Origin of the sequence: Pseudomonas mendocina (assembly GCA_037482215.1) — a bacterium.
Taxonomy (GTDB): Bacteria; Pseudomonadota; Gammaproteobacteria; order Pseudomonadales; family Pseudomonadaceae; genus Aquipseudomonas; species Aquipseudomonas mendocina_E.
In genome coordinates this window covers 4208931-4226815 of sequence record CP148074.1, presented here as the reverse complement: position 1 = coordinate 4226815, position 17885 = coordinate 4208931, and the positions used below count along the sequence as shown (strand labels likewise).

The window sequence follows — 17885 nt, the reverse complement described above, 5'->3', positions numbered from 1 at the left end:
ACTAATGCTGGTTAGGGCATGTTCCGACAGTAGCCAAGGGGCTCAGGTTGAGGCAACGAAAACCGTAATTTATGTGCACTAAGTGCACGATTAGCTAATGGCTTCAGCGTCTTCATACAGGTTGTTGGTGTTGCCAAACTCGAACTGTTTCCAGCAGGCCTCAATCTGCCCAACGGCGTCTTTGAGCATGGGCAGATAACGCTTGGCGGCATCCTGAATGGTCATGGCCTTGGCCACGTACACCAGGCTCAGGCACGCCGCGACTTTTTCGCCGTTGAAAACCGGCAAGGCAATGGCCGCAATGCGCTTCTCTGACTGCCAGTGGGCGTAGTTTTCACCGTAGCCGGTTTTGCGCGTGTGCTCGATCAGGCGGCGGATGTAAGTCTCGTCACGGGCCAGTGCGCCTTCCTCGTCTTCGCGGGCGCGCAGCAGGTCCAGAATGGCTTCGCGTTCTTCGTCCGGGCAAAAGCTCAGGTAGGCTCGTCCCACCGAGGTATAGAGCATGGGCAGGCGTCGACCAATCATGGCCTGGTTGAACGAGAGGCGGCTGAATTTGTGCGTGGTTTCCCGGACTAGCATGGCATCCACATCCAGGGTGCAGAGGTCGGTTGGCCAATGCACTTTCTGCAACAGGCTGCCCAATACTGGGGAGGCCAGGGAAGAAATCCATTGCTCGTCGCGGAATCCCTCACTCAGTTCACGCACCTTGAGGGTGAGCTGATAGAGGCTGTCCTCGGAGCTGTGGCGCTTGATGTAGCCCTCTTGGTGCAAGGTTTCCAGTAGGCGTCTGACCGTTGTGCGATGCAGCCCGGTTTCCTGGCTTAGTTGGTTGATGCTGGCAGAGCCGCTGGCCCGGCTCATGGCATGTAAAACGGCCAGGCCGCGAATCAATCCGCGTACGGATTTGTACTCAGTTTCTTTTTCTTCTTGTGTCATCACGCTTACTCAAAGCTATGTGCATCCAGTGCACAACTAACGGCTTTCTGATTGCTGCTGTTTTTTTCTTGTTTCTATACTCCGGCCAACCCTTAAAAAGGTGGTTTGGCCGGTGATCATACACCTTGGTAAACATCGACCGACATCGCGTAGCTGACGCGGCAATGTCGGGGTGCCAACCCCTTCCCTGATATGCATAACCACGCGGCGCTTCACCTTGCGGTGAGCTTCGGGGTCATTTTCAACCCTGAAAAATCAGCGCGCGCTATTTCCTGGCGGAGAACAATAATGACCCAGACCCCACAAGAGCTTAACGAGACAAGCTATAAGGCGGAAGTCGTTGTGCTTGGGGCCGGACCGGTCGGACTGGCTATTGCAAACTACCTCGGACAAATGGGTGTCGAGGTTCTGGTTATCGAAAAACTCGATACCCTGATCGACTATCCACGCGCCATCGGCATCGACGATGAGTCGCTGCGCACCATTCAGTCCTTTGGCCTGGTTGATCAGGTATTACCGCACACAACGCCTTGGCACGCCATGCGTTTTCTGACGCCTAAGGGCCGTTGCTTTGCTGACATTCAGCCGATGACTGATGAGTTCGGTTGGTCGCGCCGTAATGCGTTCATCCAGCCGCAAGTCGATGGAGTGATGTATCAAGGCTTGGGGCGCTTCCCCAATGTTCGCTGCCTGTTCTCCCGCGATATGTACAGCTTCTCTCAGGATGCCGCAGGCGTTGATCTGAGCCTGCGCAAGAGTGATGGGACTGAAGAACGTGTGCGTGCCAATTACTTGGTTGCCTGTGATGGTGGCAACAGCTACGTGCGCCGCACCCTGAACATTTCCTTTGATGGTAAGACTGCGCCGAACCAGTGGATTGTGGTCGACATCGCCAACGACCCGCTGGGCACGCCAAACATTTACCTGTGTGCTGATCCGGTGCGTCCGTATGTATCCGCTGCACTGCCGCACGGTGTTCGTCGTTTCGAATTCATGGTGATGCCAGGTGAAACGGAAGAGCAACTGAGCCAGCCTGAGAATATGCGCAAACTGCTCTCGCAGGTGCTGCCGGAGCCGGAGAAGGTCGAGCTGATCCGTCAGCGTGTGTATAACCACAACGCCCGTCTTGCCGGTCGTTTCCGTATGGATCGCATTCTGCTGGCGGGTGATGCTGCCCACATCATGCCGGTTTGGCAGGGCCAGGGTTACAACAGCGGTATGCGTGATGCCAGCAACCTGGCGTGGAAGCTGGCGCTGGTGGTCAAAGGCCTGGCTGATCCTGCTCTGCTCGATACCTACGAGGCTGAGCGTCGTGACCATGCCAAGGCGATGATCGATCTGTCCGTATTGGCAGGCAACGTGCTTAACCCGCCGAAGCGTTGGTACGCCACGCTGCGTGACGGTATCTCCTGGCTGCTCAATTACGTACCGCCGGTGAAGCGTTACTTCTTGGAGATGCGCTTTAAGCCGATGCCGAAGTACACCCAAGGTGTGGTGGTTGCCGACAACATTAAAGACTCCCCAGCCGGGCGCATGTTTATTCAGCCCAAAGTGGAGCTGGAAGATGGTCGTCAGGTGCTGTTGGATGAGGTCATTGGTAGCAACTTCGCGATCATTGCCTGGGGCAGCAATCCGAAGTGGGGCATGAAGCCTGAGCAGATCGCCGCGTACGAACAGCTGGGTGTTAAGTTCATCCAAGTGCTGCCAGCGGTTCAGCTCAAGGCTGAGCGCGAAGTGATCGACGGTGTGATCACCGTGGGTGATTGCACGAACCGTCTGAAGACTTGGTTCGGTCTGCACCCGGTTTCTGTTGTGATTCTGCGTCCGGACCGTTTCGTCGCCGCTGCGACCATCCCGCAAATGCTGGATAAGGCCGCCGCTCAGGTGCTTTACGCATTGCGTGCGACGCCGGTGATCGGCAACGCCCAGATCAACCCAGGCAAGGTGGCCTGATATGGCCGCTTTGCTGGAGTGCCTGTCGCACACACCACTGGTGGGGTTTGTCGACCCTGCGCAAGCGGTGCTGGATGAGGTGGACAGTGTGATTGCGGCAGCCCGTCAGCGGGTTGCCGAGTTTGATCCGGAGTTGGTGGTGCTGTTCACGCCGGATCACTACAACGGTTTTTTTTACGACGTGATGCCGTCGTTTTGTATCGGTATGGCAGCTCATGCCATTGGTGACTTTGGCACGCTGGCAGGGCCGTTGACGGTCCCTCAGGAGCTGGCAGAGTCCTGTGCTGCCGCTGTGCTGGACGCTGGTATTGATTCGGCTGTGTCTTACCGCATGCAACTCGACCACGGAGCTGCTCAGCCATTGGAACTGTTGTTCGGTGGCCTGGGAGAAGTGCCGGTGATCCCGGTCTTCATCAACTCGGTAGCGACCCCGCTGCCGAGCTTTCAGCGTGCCCGTCTGCTGGGCGAAGCCATTGGCCGTTGGGCCCAATCGCTGAACCAGCGCGTCCTGTTCATTGCATCTGGCGGGCTTTCCCATCAGCCCCCGGTGCCTGAACTGGCCAAAGTCGATGGGTTAATGGCCGACAGGCTAAAAGGCAGTGGCAGGTACCTACCTGCCGATGAGCGCGAAGCACGCACGCAGCGGGTGATCCTCGCTGCGCAGCGATTCGTGCACGACCAGAACTCGCTGCACCCACTCAATCCTGAGTGGGATCAGCAGTTCCTCGACATTCTCAGCGAAGGCCGCATGGCCGAGCTGGACAGCGTAGCGAATGCTGAGCTGTCTGCGCTGGCAGGTAAATCCACCCATGAAGTGAAAACCTGGGTTGCCGCCAGTGCTGCATTACAAGCGTTTGGCCCGTATCAGGCCAGTGACCGTTATTACCGCGAAATTCCCGAGTGGATTGCCGGATTCGGCACGCTGAGCGCCCGTCCATGTGCTGACGGGCAATGATCAAGAATTCATTACGGAAGACACGCTAATGAGCCGATTCAACGAAGAGAGCACCAGCCAGTTCGTCACCATTGAAGATGCTGGTCGCTCGCTGAAAGTCCACTACAACGACATTGGCAGTGGCGAACGTGTTGTGGTCATGTTGCACGGCTCAGGCCCGGGTGCAACCGGTTGGGCTAACTTCAACCGCAACATCGACCCGGTGGTGGATGCTGGTTTCCGTGTCCTGCTGATTAACTGCCCCGGCTGGGGCAAGAGTGATTCGGTGTTGTGCGCTGAGTCCCGTTCCGACTTCAACGCCCGCGTGGTGAAGGCTGTGATCGATCATCTGCAGATCGACAAAATCAGCCTGCTGGGCAACTCCATGGGTGGTCACAGTGCTGTTGCGTTTGCCCTGACATACCCGCAAAACGTTGACAAGCTGGTGCTCATGGGCGGCGGTACAGGTGGCGTGAGCGCCTTTGTGCCGATGCCAACCGAGGGCATCAAGCTGATCGGTGCGCTGTATCGCGACCCGACCCTGGAAAACCTCAACCGCATGATGCAGGTGTTCGTTTACGACGCCAGTGACCTGACTGAAGACCTGATGAAAGCTCGCCTGGCGAACCTGCTGGCGCGTCCGGATCACCTGGAAAACTTCGTTAAGAGTCTGCAAGCGCACCCTGTGCAGTTCCCGGATTTTGGCCCGCGTTTGCCTTCAATTCAGGCGGAAACCCTCATCGTTTGGGGCCGCAATGACCGTTTTGTTCCGGTGGATACGGGCTATCGCCTCAACGCTGGGATTCTCAATTCACAGCTGCATGTCTTCAACAAATGTGGCCATTGGGCGCAGTGGGAACATGCTGAAAAGTTCAACCGACTGGTGTTGGACTTCCTCACCCACTGATCACTGCTGCAGCCATTAGAGAGGTCATCATGAGTGTTTCCTTTGACACGCTGGAGCAGCTGGCTCAAGCCCTGCGTAAGGCAGAACGTAGCGGCGAAGGCATCGAGCCTTTGCGCGATCAGATTGGTCTGGACGGTGCAGAAGCGGCCTATGCGATTCAGCGCTTGAATGTTGCCCATGCCGAGGCCTTTGGCCGTCGTGTGGTCGGTCGCAAAATCGGCCTGACCAACAAGAAAGTGCAGGCGCAATTGGGCGTGGATCAGCCGGACTTCGGCACCCTGTTTGCCGACATGTGCTACGGCGACAACGACACCGTTCCGTTTAACCGCGTGATGCAGCCAAAGATTGAGGCGGAAATTGCGCTGGTGCTGGAAAAAGACCTGCCGCGTATCGACACCACTTTCCTCGACGTACTCGATGCCACGGGCTGGGTGATGCCGTCGCTGGAGATCGTCGGTTCGCGCATCAAAGATTGGAACATCCGCTTCGTCGACACCGTGGCCGATAACGCCTCCAGCGGTTGCTTTGTACTCGGCGGCCCGGCGCGTCGCATTGCGGATGTTGACCTGCGTAAAGCGGCCATGAGCATGACCCGCAACGGTGAAGTGGTATCCAGCGGCAGCGGTGCTGAATGCCTGGGCCATCCGCTCAATGCAGCGGCCTGGCTGGCCTCGACCATGGCCCGTTTGGGGACGCCGCTGAAAGCGGGCGACATCATCCTGACCGGTGCATTGGGTCCGATGGTGGCGGTGGCTGCCGGTGATCATTTTGAAGCGGTGATTGAAGGCATTGGCCAGGTCGGCGTGCAGTTCAGCGCTGAATAACTTTGCCTGCGTGCACTTAAGGTACTAACGATGAAAAAACTAAAAGCCGCCATCATCGGTCCGGGCAATATCGGCACCGACCTGATGATCAAGATTATGCGCAACGCCAAGTTCCTCGAAGTAGCAGCCATGGTCGGTATCGACCCGAGATCCGACGGTCTGGCCCGTGCTGCGCGCATGGGTGTTGCCACTACAGCTGAAGGCGTACAGGGGCTGATCAATCTGCCTGAGTTCGCTGACATCGACTTCGTGTTCGATGCCACCAGCGCCGGTGCTCACGTGAAAAACGACGCCCAGCTGCGTGCTGCCAAGCCGGGCATTCGCCTGATCGACCTGACACCTGCGGCCATTGGCCCGTACTGCGTACCGGTGGTCAACGGTGCTGAGCACATCGACAAGCTCAACGTGAACATGGTCACCTGTGGTGGCCAAGCCACCATCCCGATGGTGGCTGCGGTCTCCCGCGTGGCCAAAGTGCATTACGCCGAGATCATCGCCTCCATCGCCTCCAAATCCGCTGGCCCGGGCACCCGCGCCAACATTGATGAGTTCACCGAAACCACCAGCAAAGCCATCGAAGTGATCGGCGGTGCAGCCAAGGGTAAGGCGATCATCATCATGAACCCGGCTGAGCCGCCGCTGATCATGCGTGACACGGTGTTCGTGCTCTCCGAAGCGGCTGATCAAGCTGCTGTGGAAGCCTCCGTGCTGGAAATGGAAAAAGCCGTTAACGCCTATGTGCCGGGCTATCGCCTGAAGCAGAAAGTGCAGTTCGACGTGATCCCTGAAGATGCACCGCTGAACATCCCGGGCCACGGCAAGTTCTCCGGCCTGAAAACCTCCGTGTTCCTCGAAGTCGAAGGCGCGGCGCACTACCTGCCAGCCTACGCGGGTAACCTGGACATCATGACCTCTGCCGCGCTGGCTACCGCCGAGCGCATGGCTGAATCCATGATCAACGGCTGAGGACAGCACCATGACCTTTGATCCAAGCAAAAAGCTCTACATCTCCGACGTGACCCTGCGTGACGGCAGCCATGCCATCCGCCACCAGTACTCGATCCAGAACGTGCAGGACATCGCCCGCGCGCTGGACAAGGCTCGCGTTGATTCCATCGAAGTCACCCACGGTGACGGCCTGCAAGGCTCCAGCTTCAACTACGGTTTTGGCGCACACTCCGATCTGGAGTGGATCGAAGCCGCTGCGGATGTCATCGAACACGCCAAAATCACCGTACTGCTGCTGCCGGGTATCGGCACGGTTCACGACCTCAAGGCTGCCTACGATGCCGGTGCACGCTCGGTTCGTGTCGCCACCCACTGCACCGAGGCGGATGTGTCCAAGCAGCACATCGAATACGCCCGCAGCCTGGGCATGGACACCGTCGGCTTCCTGATGATGAGCCACATGATTCCGGCGGAAAAACTCGCCGAGCAAGGCAAGTTGATGGAGTCCTACGGTGCCCAGTGCATCTACATGGCCGACTCCGGCGGCGCGATGAACATGAACGACATCCGCGACCGTATGCGTGCCTTCAAGGCCGTGCTTAACCCGGAAACTCAGACCGGTATGCACGCGCACCACAACCTGAGCCTCGGCGTGGCCAACTCCATCGTTGCGGTGGAAGAGGGCTGTGACCGTATCGACGCCAGCCTCGCCGGCATGGGCGCCGGTGCCGGTAACGCACCGCTGGAAGTGTTTATCGCAGCCGCCGAGCGCATGGGCTGGAACCATGGCACGGACCTGTATGCACTGATGGACGCAGCGGATGATCTGGTGCGTCTGCTGCAAGATCGCCCGGTCCGTGTAGACCGTGAAACCCTCGGCCTCGGCTATGCCGGTGTTTACTCCAGCTTCCTGCGTCACGCTGAAGTGGCGGCGCAGAAATACGGTTTGTCGACCCTCGACATCCTCGTTGAGCTGGGCAAGCGCCGCATGGTTGGCGGTCAGGAAGACATGATTGTGGATGTCGCGCTGGACCTGCTAAAGCGCTGACACCACCGCTGTGCCTGAATTTGCCGTGGTTCGCCACGGCTTTTTTTTATGTGTTGAATGCGACTGGAGATGACCATGCAATTGCACAATCAGGATCTGTTCCGCCAACAGGCCTATATCGACGGACAGTGGGTGGATGCTGACAACGGCCAAACAATTGCCGTGAACAACCCAGCCACGGGTGAAATCCTCGGCAGCGTGCCGAAAATGGGCCGTGATGAAACCCGTCGCGCGATTGATGCCGCTGAGCGTGCCCTGCCAGCCTGGCGTGACCTGACCGCGAAAGACCGCGCCAACCGCCTGCGCAAATGGTTCGAGCTGATGATGGCTAACCAGGAAGACCTGGCCCGTTTGATGACCATGGAACAGGGCAAACCGCTCACCGAATCCCGCGGCGAAATTGCCTATGCAGCGTCCTTCCTTGAGTGGTTCGGTGAAGAAGCCAAGCGCGTGTATGGCGACACCATTCCCGGCCACCAGCAAGACAAACGCATCATCGTGCTCAAGCAGCCGATTGGCGTGACCGCTGCGATTACGCCGTGGAACTTCCCCTCCGCGATGATCACCCGCAAGGCAGGCCCGGCACTGGCAGCGGGTTGCACAATGGTGCTCAAGCCTGCTTCGCAAACTCCGTACTCGGCACTGGCTCTGGCGGCTCTGGCTGAGCAGGCGGGTATTCCGGCGGGCGTGTTTAGCGTAGTGACTGGCAGCGCTGGTGAAGTCGGCGGTGAGCTGACTGGCAACCCGAAAGTACGCAAGTTGACCTTCACCGGCTCCACTGAAATTGGTCGTCAACTCATGGCTGAGTGTGCGCAGGACATCAAAAAGGTGTCGCTGGAACTGGGCGGCAACGCGCCGTTTATTGTCTTCGATGACGCTGATCTGGACGCTGCTGTTGAAGGCGCGCTGATCTCCAAATTCCGCAACAACGGCCAGACCTGCGTGTGTGCCAACCGCCTGTACATTCAGGACGGCGTCTACGATGCCTTCGTTGAGAAGCTGGTAGCAGCGGTCAACAAACTGCAGCTCGGTAATGGTCTGGAAGCAGGCATCACCACTGGCCCGCTGATTGATGCCAAAGCTGTCGCCAAGGTACAGGAACACATTGAAGATGCCGTGAGCAAAGGCGCACGTATCGTCAGCGGCGGTAAGCCAAGTGCGCTGGCTGGCACCTTCTTCGAACCGACTATTCTGGTGGACGTGCCGACCTCCGCACTGGTCTCCAAAGACGAAACCTTCGGCCCGCTGGCGCCGCTGTTCCGCTTTAAAGACGAAGCTGAAGTCATCGCCATGTCCAACGACACTGAATATGGTTTGGCTTCGTACTTCTATGCCCGTGATCTGGGCCGCGTATTCCGTGTGGCGGAAGCGTTGGAGTACGGCATGGTCGGCATCAACACCGGTGTGATCTCCAACGAAGTTGCGCCGTTCGGTGGCATCAAAGCCTCCGGCCTGGGCCGCGAAGGCTCCAAGTACGGCATCGAAGACTATTTGGAAATCAAATACCTCTGCCTGTCCCTGTAAGGCCGTGTTCGTGGCTGAAGCCATTCCTGCAGAGTTAAGTGGTTTGCAGGCGTGGCTTTAGCTGCGAAGAGGCTATTAGCAGGCTGACTCAACGTATTCAGGCAAAAGAAAAACCGCGATCAGCGGTTTTTTTACGCCTGCTATTTAACGGCTTCTGTATCTGGCGCACGCAGTTGCCATTCTTGGCTGAAGCCACTACTACAGGTTTCGGTGGTTTGTGGGAGCGGCTTTAGCCGCGAACTAGGTGTGTAGGCAGGGTCATAGATTGCAGACGAAAAAAAGCCCGCAGCGTGGTGCGGGCTTTTTTTTCACGTTGCCTGATTAGGCTGTCGCAGGTTTGGCATTCGCCTCTGCGGCTTCAGCAGCTTCTGCTTCTTTGCGCTTGGCTTCGTTCTCATCGGAGACGCGCTGCAGCTCAGGACGCAGGTAGCGCAGGCTGATGCCCAGAACAATGATGGCCAGGATCACGCTGGTGGCCGAGACGCTGATCAGGGAGTAGCCCAGTTTGGCTTGGTCCTCGAACACGTGCTCGGTGATGTACGCAACCAGTGGCGGCGACAGGGTCGGTGCCAGGGTACCTACCACCAGAATGAACATACCCATGACGCGACCACGTAGGTGAGTCGGGGCCATCAGTTGGATGGTGGCGCTGACGTAGAACACGGAGTTCAGCAGGATCACGTCCAGTGCTGCATAGGCAATCACGAACACCTTGAAGTCATCCGTGGTGAATGCAATGCCGATAGCAGGCAGAGCCAGTACCAGGATGAAGGCGTAGAAGCGGATGTGGGCATCTTGGTAGCCGCGCTTGTACATCCAGTCAATGATGATGCCTTTGAGCAGCATGGTGCAGGCACCTACTGCGTACAGGATACTCAGGGCCGGCGCGTACTCTTTCGGCGTCAGGCCGAAGTGACGGGTGATGTAAGTCGGAACCCAGGACAGAGAAGCCAGTGCCGCTACGGTGGTGCAGGAGAAGCCCAGCAGGAGCAATCCGTACAGCAATTTACGCTGCTTGATGTAGTCCTTGAAGTTGATCTCACCAACCTGTTCTGTCACCGATTTGGCGCGTTCTGTCAGGCCGTTCATGCCGCGACGGATCGGCTCACGGAAAGTAAAGACCAAAAGGGCAAGCAGTACACCAGGTGCACCAAGCAGGATCAGCGCTGAGCGCCAAGCACTCATTTCACCGACCACAGGGAAGGCCATGGTGCCTACGCTGGCGGTGTAGGCAATGACCCAGCCGCCTACGCCAAATGCGAATGCGTTACCGAGTTTTGGGCCCATGCCGAAGATCGACATGGCAGTCGTCATACGGTGGCGCGGCACGCGGTCGGCAATCATCGAGTAGGCCGCAGGCATCAGCGATGCTTCTGCTGCACCGACGACTACACGGCTGGCAAACAGCGATGGGAAGGTCTTCGACAGACCTGCACAAACGGTCGCTGCGGACCACACTGCGAAGCCGCCGAACAGCACTTTACGGCGTGAGAGACGGTCGCAGGCCCAGCCCAGCGGAAACGCGAAAAGCCCGTGCGCAATAGCGAATGCGGGGCCAATGATCAAACTCATCTGTACGTCAGTGAAGCCCATTTCCTTCTGGATGGGCACCACCAGCATGTTGAGGGCCAGACGGTCGAGAATTGACATTACATAGAACATCAGCAGGACCAGAACCATCCACCATGGCTCAATGTTGTCCCAGATGCTCGCCAGCGATCTGTCTTTGTTATGCATACATCACCGTTTTTTTAGTTGTATTGGTGGGGTGTTGGCCAGAGAGGTCCGCACGCCGAAATCATCCCGTTAGTGCACCGTTTCAGTGCGTAACTGGCAGTGTCTGCACCAGGTCGGGATGGGAGTGGAATACTAGTCATGAGTTTTTCTGGGAGGTACGGAAAAATAGTCATCCGTGCACAAGGTGCACAGCTTGCTAGGCATTTGTTGCTGTGCGCTAAAACGCATCGCTAGAGTTGGTGCACTGGGCTTTGTGTGGGCAGGCAGCTGGCAGGGTGAATAGGCATGCAGGCGTTGCCCCCATGGAGCCCGATATTTTTCGACAATAAGATTGGTAAGGCGGCCCCATGTTTTTGCAGCAGATCGCTCAGCACATTACAGACACCCAATACGAGCAACTCCCGCAGGATGTTGTGCACGCAGCGAAGTTGCGTTTGATTGATGCTTTGAGCTGCTCGGTCGGCGGTTATCAGGCGCCGAGCAACGATGCCTTCATGAACCTGTACCGCAGCTGGGGTGGTACTGGCCAGGCCACCGTACTGGGCTACGGTGAAAAATTGCCTTTGGCACAAGCTGCACTGATGAACTGCCTGACTGGGCGCTCATTCGATTTCGAGGTTTGCGGGCCATCACCGGAAGGTATCAACCGCGGCAAGATGGTTGGGCACGTGTGCAGCACCACTGACCCAACGGCTTTGTCAGTTGCTGAGTTCCTCAATGCTGATGGCAAGGAGTTGATTGTCGCCGTGGTATTGGGGGGCGATATCGGTGCACGCCTGGCTGTTTCGGAAGAGTTCAACTTCGATAAGTGTTTTGAAGTCTGTGGTACGGCCAACGCCTTCGGTGCGCTGGCTGTCGTGGCGCGTCTGATGAAGCTGGATCAGGCCGCCATCATCAATGCTTACGGCATTCTCCTGCACATGATGTCGGGTTCTTACCAATCTCTGTGGGATGGCGCTGACACGTTCAAGTTGCCCGGTGCGCTGGCTGCTTATAACGCCGTGACTGCGGTGCAACTGAGCCAGGCCGGATTCGGCGGTGTGAAAGATGCCCTGACCAGCCCGCTGGGCTACTACAACCTGTTCTCGGTCAACTACAACCCTGAGCATCTGGTTGTGGATTTGGGTAAGACCTATTACGCCAAGGGCATGCACAAAATTCATCCGTCCTGCTACGGCAACCACAACCCAATCGAGTGTGCGCTGGATATCGTGCGTGAACACCAGTTCGCCGTTGAAGACATCGAGCAGATCACCATGGATGTGCCGCCGCATCGTCTGGTGCACTTCCTTAACCAGACCATGACTGAAAACGACACTCAAGCGCGCTCGCTGTTCAGCATCCCGTATGCGGTGGCCAACGTGATGGTCAATCGCAGTGTGGAAATAGCTCACTACACCCATAAGCATGCTTACAAGCCAGACGTGATGGCGCTGACTGAGAAGGTCAAAATGCTGCCTGCAACGGATCTGACTAACCACCTGACCCGTCTGGCTGTGCACTTGAAAGATGGTCGTGTGTTGCGTGCTGAACGTAACCAGTTGCCGCTGGGTTGGGCTGAAAACCCAGTAGGTGAAGCACAGGTGATCGAGAAGTTCTGGCGCAATATTGATTTCGCTGGAACTGTGGATAAAGACCGTGCCGAACGTGCGCTAGCCGCCCTGATGGATCTGGAAAATCAGGCTGACGTGCAGGCTATTGCCAGCAACCTTTGCTGATCAAAAAAGGGCGCCGACGGTGTCGGCGCCCGCTATCAATGCTGTGCAGAGTAGAGGTGAGGCGCTCTATTGTCATGGACAAACGCGTCTCTTAATCCTGCCTGCAAGCAGCGATAAAAAAGCCCCACTTCGTTGCCGGAGTGGGGCTTTTTGTGCAGCTTCAAACTCAGCTTTCGAAGGCTTCCAGGTTCGCCTTCACGCCAGCGCGGATGCGCTCTTGCCACTCTTCACGGGAGCAGAAGCCAGGTGATTCTTTGGCTTTGGCTTCAGTGCGGGCATAAATTTCTTCAATGGATTCGTTAACCAGGTCGATGTCCCACCAAGTTGGTTGGGTCACGTACCACGGGGACGGTGTGTAGCACTCGATGCGGTTACCTTCCGGGTCACTGACGTAGATGCTCCAGGTGTTGCCGTGATCTTTCTGCTGCAGGATCGGTACGCCGGCCTTGTGGAATTCCACTGCCATTTTCTTGAGGTCTTCGAGGGTGTCGTAGACGAAGGAGATTTGCTGCATGCCAGGGTGGCCTTCGCGGCGCAGGTTGGCGAATGCAATCTGGTGATGCTCTTCCGGATCGCCAGTCATGAATACCACGCGAGCACCATCACCACGGCCATTACCGGTGTCAGATACCACGAAGCCAAACCAGCGGGAGTAGAACTGGCCCAGTGCATCCGGATCGAAAGCAGGGACGCCAATGTGGCGGAAGCGGCCTTGAGGAAGTGCCATGGTCAATAACCTCTTGTTATGAGTTAGCAGGTTTACCTGTTTTAGGCGTTTGCTGTGCACGCAACGCCCGATACTTTTCATCGCATGCACCTTTTTGGTGCGTGCTGATAACTGTAATCAGTTACACCCATCGTGCTTACTCGATCGGTGCAATCCAGGCTAAACGACAGCCTGTTTAGGTGGCTGTCGAGTGCTGTGATGTTTTTTTGCCATCAGTCTGATCTGCCGTATTATGCGCTGTAGACGTGTTGATTGCTTTTGGCTAGCCTCCACGCCGGGCACGGTTCAACGCTGAAGATTGCCGCCTTAGCGTTCTCATCTGCAGATCAAACTGTCAGGAGCGTATTGATAGCAGTTCGATTCGTTTGGGGGGATCAAATCTTTATTTGGTGTGCACTAAGTGCACTCCAATTCAAGTTTCAATTGAATGAAATTGCACCGATTTTGATACTGATGCCCAAGCTCGGTGCAAAGGATTGATCGTAGACACAGGGAGGATTGCCCACCGAGGCATATTAAAAAGAATAAGAGAAATACTATGTCCTGCACTAAGAAGTCCCTGGGAAACGCTTCACTCCTTTCGTGTGCCGTTACCGCCATTGTCTGCACATCCTTCGCTCAGCCTGTACTCGCTTCCGGTTTTCTGGATGACTCTCAGGTCTCTCTGCGTCTGCGCAACCTCTACTACGATAACGATTTCCGCTCCGGCCACGGTTCCGGCGGCTCTCGTCTGACTGAGTGGGGTCAGGGTTTCATGCTTAACGCGCGTTCCGGTTATACCGAGGGCACCGTTGGCTTTGGCGCCGATCTGACCGCGTTCTACGGCCTCAAGCTGGATTCGGGTGGTAAGGCGGGTGATCCGAACTCGTCACGTCAGCCGGCTATTTTGTTCCCGCGCGAGACTGATAACAGCTCGGTAGATGACTTTTCCTGGGCTTACGTGAATCCCAAGATTCGCTTCTCCAAAACCGAAATCGTATACGGTGCACATCAGCCGCGTATGCCGATCGTCCAGGCATCGACCGGCAGTATTGCTCCGCAACTGTTTGAAGGCACCATGATCACGTCGCGTGAGATTGATGACCTGACCATCGTTGCCGGTATGTTCGAGAAGTCTAAAGGCCGTGCTTCCAGCGACGGCATTTCGATGAGCATTAACGCCGCCAACACGGGGCGTAATGGCTACCGCTCGCCAGCTAACGTAGCTAAATACGGCGCGCAAATTCCAGGCACGCCGCAGGACAGCAACAAATTTTGGTTCTTCGGCAGTGACTACGTCGTCGATCCGAGCCTGACCCTGCGCTACTACTACGCGCAGATGGATGACTTCTACTCCCAGCACATGATTGGTGCGCTGACCTCTTGGAAGGTGGGTGATGGTGTTCTGACCGGTGACTTCCGTCACTACGACAGCTCGGGCCATGGCAAAAACCGCAGCTTCGACGGGCAGATGGAAGGCTACCTGGTCAGCGGTTTCTACGCCAACGACGTAACCCTGGGTGAAGTGGACAACCAACTGACCAGCGCCCTGTTCAGCTACAAGTACGGTGCGCACACCTTCGGTGCCGGTTACCAACACAGTGAAGGCGACAGCGACTTCGTTTGGCCGAACCAAGGCGACGGCTCTATCGCGCCGATCACCAGTGACATTCAGGTCAACAAATTTGCCCGTGCCGGTGAGCGCACCTGGCAGGTTCGCTACGGCTATGACTTCACTGCACTGGGCGTTCCAGGTCTGAACTTCAACTGGATCTACCTCAAAGGCAGCAATGCCCTGTCGGCTGCTGGTCCGAAGAAAGAGCAGGTACAGATCGTTTCCATGACCTATGCCGTTCAGGAAAGTGCACTTAAAGGCCTGTTCTTCCGCTTGGATCGCGGTGCGCTGAAAACCGAGTTCCCAGGCGCACGTGACATGACTGAAACACGCCTGACCACCGAGTACGTCATTCCGCTCAAGTAATTCGCCTGTGCTGCGCAGGTGCACACCCGTGCACCTGTTGCGGGTAATACCGCCTGATAAAAATAACTACGGAGTATTCGTATGTCTGGCAAACCAATTCCGCCGCTGCATCAGTCCTGGTGGCAGCGTATTGAACCCTGGTGGATGGTCGGCGTACTGCTGCTGTTCTATGTCATCTCGATTCTGGATCGTCTGGTCATCAACATGCTGGTGATCCCAATCCAGAAAGACCTCGGCTTAACAGACTTCCAGATCAGTCTGCTGCTCGGCCCTGCATTCGCTATCTGCTTTGGTCTGTGCGGTTACCCGCTGGGCTGGATGACGGATCGTTTCTCCCGTCGTGGCGTAATTTTCGGCGGCATCGTGTTCTGGTCCGCTGCGACCATCATGACTGGCCTGTCGAAAACCTTCCCGTTCCTGTTCGCCTCGCGTATGGGTGTGGGCGCTGGTGAAGCGGCTCTGCAACCAGCGGCTTATTCGCTGATTGCCGACAAATTCCCGAAAGAGCGCATGACCACCGCACTGTCGATTTTCGGCATGGGTCCTAAAGTCGGCACCGCGTTTGCCTTCGCTGTTGGCGGCTGGGTGATTGCCTACTCGGCTTCGCACGATGGCATGGTATTGCCGATTGTGGGTGAGCTGACCTCCTGGCGTTTGGCGATGGTGCTGATCGGTGTGCCTGGCATTCTGCTGGCGCTGCTGGCCTTCACCTTTAAAGAGCCTGCGCGTAAGAACCACGTTAAACCGGCGACTGACGGTGTCAACGTGTTCAAGTACATGGGCCAGAACAAGCCACTGTTTATCAGCCTGCTGTTCGGCTTCGCCATGGCGGCTGTCGCGGCTGCAAGTCTGGTGAGCTGGGTACCGACTTACATCACCCGTGAGTTTGGTTGGACGCCGAAAGAGTACGCGCCAATCATGGGCATCATTAACGTGATCAGTGCGTCGAGCATTCTGTTTAAGGGTGTGATCATCGACTGGCTGTACAAGCGTGGTGTGCGTGATGCTCACGTACGTTTCTACACTTGGCTGTTGGCGATTACTCCGCCGCTGGCAATCCTGTCCTTCAGCATGACCAACCCATACTGGTTCATGGCGATGTACGCAGTGGTTGATGTGGTGCTGGTATCCTTCCTGCTCTACATCGCTGCGACCATCCAGCTGCTGATGCCGAACAACATGCGTGGCCAAACGACAGCCATCTTCATGTTTGTGACCGCTACCGTGGCTGCTGGTCTGGCACCGACTATCGTTGCTTCGTTCACTGACTTCGTGTTCGGTGATCAGCAAGCGCTCGGTAAGTCGCTGATGATCGTGACCACCTCGGCCAGTATTGTTGCGTTCTTCGTACTGCGTTACTCCCTGCGTCACCTGCGCCCGGCGCTGGAGCAGCAGGAGCGTGAAAACGATGCGCACAACAAGAAGCTCGCTGATGCTCAAGCCACTCCGGCCTGATACTCAGTAAGTTGAACAAGAGCCCGCTTGGCATTGCCACGCGGGCTTTTGTGCGTTTAGCCGGTATAGTAATTGCCGTTTTGTAGTGGGATTTAAGTTCAATGCACCGTTTACCTTCGCTCAATGCCATCCGTAGTTTTGTAGCCGCTGCCCGTGCTCAGAGTTTTACTGTGGCAGCGCAGGAACTGCATGTGACGCAAGGTGCTGTCAGCCGAATGGTGCAGGCGCTGGAGCAGGAGTTGGGCGTCCAGTTGTTCAACCGCAACGGACGCTTTATCACACTGACTCAGGCAGGCCAGTCTTACTACGAAGATGTCAGTCAGGCGCTTCAGCTGATTGAGGATGCGACCCGTAAACTGCATCAGGAGCAGGCTAATGTAGCGCTGCAACTGGTGGTTAACTCAGGCTTTGCCATCCGCTGGCTCATGCCGCGGCTGCCGTCTTTTCAGCAACAGTACCCGCGTATTGATGTGCACATTCTCGGGGGTGAAGCGGAAATGGCGCAGTCGGGGGATAAAGCCAACCTGACTGTTCGATACGGCGTCGGCAATTGGCCGGGCGTAATTTGTGATTTTCTGCCTGTGGGTAATCTGATGGGCGTGGTGTGTTCGCCGGGGCTGAAGGCCTCACGCGAGCTGCATGGCCCGCACGATTTGCTGCAAGGGCCGCTGCTGACCCACACGCCCAGCAGTGGGTTTTGGGCGGAGTATTTTGAGCATTACGGACTGCCTGCACCTGACCTGGGTGTGGCGCCGCGTTTCTATCAACTGATGCTGCTGGCTGAGGCTGCAATGGCCGGCCTAGGCTTTGCGCTGGTGCCGTTGTTCCTGTTTCAAAACGAGTTGGAAAGCGGCCGCTTGGTGCTGGCGGTGCCCCATACATTCGACTCGGCTCGTGGCTACTGCACCACCCATGCACCGGGTGCTGACAGCGATTACAAAGTGCGCGTTTTCAAAGAGTGGCTGATGCAGCAGGCGCAAGAGTGTCACCATCAAACCGAGGCGGTTTGGCGCAGGTCTGAGTAACTGAGGATCGCTTTGGTGGATAAGGCTTGGCTTTGTCTCCCTGTCTGATTCGCGGCTAAAGCCGCTCCCACGATGTTTGCAGACTACTGTAGGAACGGCTTTAGCCGCGAACAGGGTGGCTCAGTCTACGCCGCATTCCATTGTAAAAGCCCAAGCAGCAGGCATAAAAAAGCCCCCATAAGTGGGGGC

At 56.8% G+C, this 17885-nt stretch carries 14 protein-coding genes; 11 read left to right on the top strand and 3 right to left on the bottom strand.

Annotated elements, in window-relative coordinates; translation table 11 throughout:
- Positions 1-90: 90 nt before the first annotated feature.
- The gene (locus WG219_19560) at positions 91-936 is read right to left on the bottom strand and encodes a DNA-binding transcriptional regulator (protein ID WXL25468.1); all 846 of its coding nucleotides are present in this window, start codon (positions 934-936) and stop codon (positions 91-93) included.
- A 288-nt stretch (positions 937-1224) separates the two neighbouring features.
- Here WG219_19560 and WG219_19555 point away from each other — a divergent pair, with 288 nt between their 5' ends.
- The 7 genes from WG219_19555 (at position 1225) to gabD (ending at position 9074) form a co-directional block, all read left to right on the top strand.
- Positions 1225-2889, top strand: a complete 1665-nt coding sequence (locus WG219_19555) for a bifunctional 3-(3-hydroxy-phenyl)propionate/3-hydroxycinnamic acid hydroxylase (protein ID WXL25467.1) — start codon at positions 1225-1227, stop codon at positions 2887-2889.
- A 1-nt stretch (position 2890) separates the two neighbouring features.
- Positions 2891-3844 carry a 3-carboxyethylcatechol 2,3-dioxygenase gene (mhpB, locus tag WG219_19550; protein WXL25466.1) on the top strand — a complete coding sequence of 318 codons (954 nt, stop codon included), beginning with the start codon at positions 2891-2893 and terminating at the stop codon, positions 3842-3844.
- Positions 3845-3872: 28 nt separating this feature from the next.
- On the top strand, positions 3873-4730 hold the full coding sequence (locus WG219_19545) for an alpha/beta fold hydrolase (GenBank protein WXL25465.1): 858 nt from the start codon (positions 3873-3875) through the stop codon (positions 4728-4730).
- Positions 4731-4759: 29 nt separating this feature from the next.
- The gene (gene mhpD / locus WG219_19540; protein WXL25464.1) at positions 4760-5554 is read left to right on the top strand and encodes a 2-keto-4-pentenoate hydratase; all 795 of its coding nucleotides are present in this window, start codon (positions 4760-4762) and stop codon (positions 5552-5554) included.
- Between the two features lie 30 nt (positions 5555-5584).
- Positions 5585-6520 carry an acetaldehyde dehydrogenase (acetylating) gene (locus WG219_19535; GenBank protein WXL25463.1) on the top strand — a complete coding sequence of 312 codons (936 nt, stop codon included), beginning with the start codon at positions 5585-5587 and terminating at the stop codon, positions 6518-6520.
- Between the two features lie 10 nt (positions 6521-6530).
- Positions 6531-7550, top strand: coding sequence for a 4-hydroxy-2-oxovalerate aldolase (dmpG, locus tag WG219_19530; GenBank protein WXL25462.1), 1020 nt, complete (start codon positions 6531-6533; stop codon positions 7548-7550).
- Between the two features lie 75 nt (positions 7551-7625).
- On the top strand, positions 7626-9074 hold the full coding sequence (gabD, locus tag WG219_19525) for an NADP-dependent succinate-semialdehyde dehydrogenase (protein WXL25461.1): 1449 nt from the start codon (positions 7626-7628) through the stop codon (positions 9072-9074).
- Between the two features lie 321 nt (positions 9075-9395).
- On the opposite strand, the gene WG219_19520 is transcribed toward gabD, so the two are convergent.
- Positions 9396-10811, bottom strand: coding sequence for an MFS transporter (locus WG219_19520; protein WXL25460.1), 1416 nt, complete (start codon positions 10809-10811; stop codon positions 9396-9398).
- A 347-nt stretch (positions 10812-11158) separates the two neighbouring features.
- Here WG219_19520 and WG219_19515 point away from each other — a divergent pair, with 347 nt between their 5' ends.
- On the top strand, positions 11159-12529 hold the full coding sequence (locus WG219_19515; protein WXL25459.1) for an MmgE/PrpD family protein: 1371 nt from the start codon (positions 11159-11161) through the stop codon (positions 12527-12529).
- A 166-nt stretch (positions 12530-12695) separates the two neighbouring features.
- Here the strand turns inward: WG219_19515 and WG219_19510 are convergent, their stop codons facing one another.
- Entirely contained in the window at positions 12696-13256 is a 561-nt protein-coding gene (locus WG219_19510) for a VOC family protein (GenBank protein WXL25458.1), read from the bottom strand.
- A 538-nt stretch (positions 13257-13794) separates the two neighbouring features.
- Between WG219_19510 and WG219_19505 the strand changes: the two genes are divergently transcribed.
- From WG219_19505 to WG219_19495, 3 genes are all read left to right on the top strand, one after another.
- Complete coding sequence (locus WG219_19505) at positions 13795-15216, top strand: OprD family outer membrane porin (GenBank protein ID WXL25457.1); 1422 nt, start codon at positions 13795-13797, stop codon at positions 15214-15216.
- A gap of 81 nt (positions 15217-15297) precedes the next feature.
- A complete protein-coding gene (locus WG219_19500) occupies positions 15298-16671 on the top strand; it encodes an MFS transporter (GenBank protein ID WXL25456.1) in 1374 nt (457 codons plus the stop codon).
- Positions 16672-16772: 101 nt separating this feature from the next.
- On the top strand, positions 16773-17696 hold the full coding sequence (locus WG219_19495) for a LysR substrate-binding domain-containing protein (protein ID WXL25455.1): 924 nt from the start codon (positions 16773-16775) through the stop codon (positions 17694-17696).
- Positions 17697-17885 lie beyond the last annotated feature (189 nt).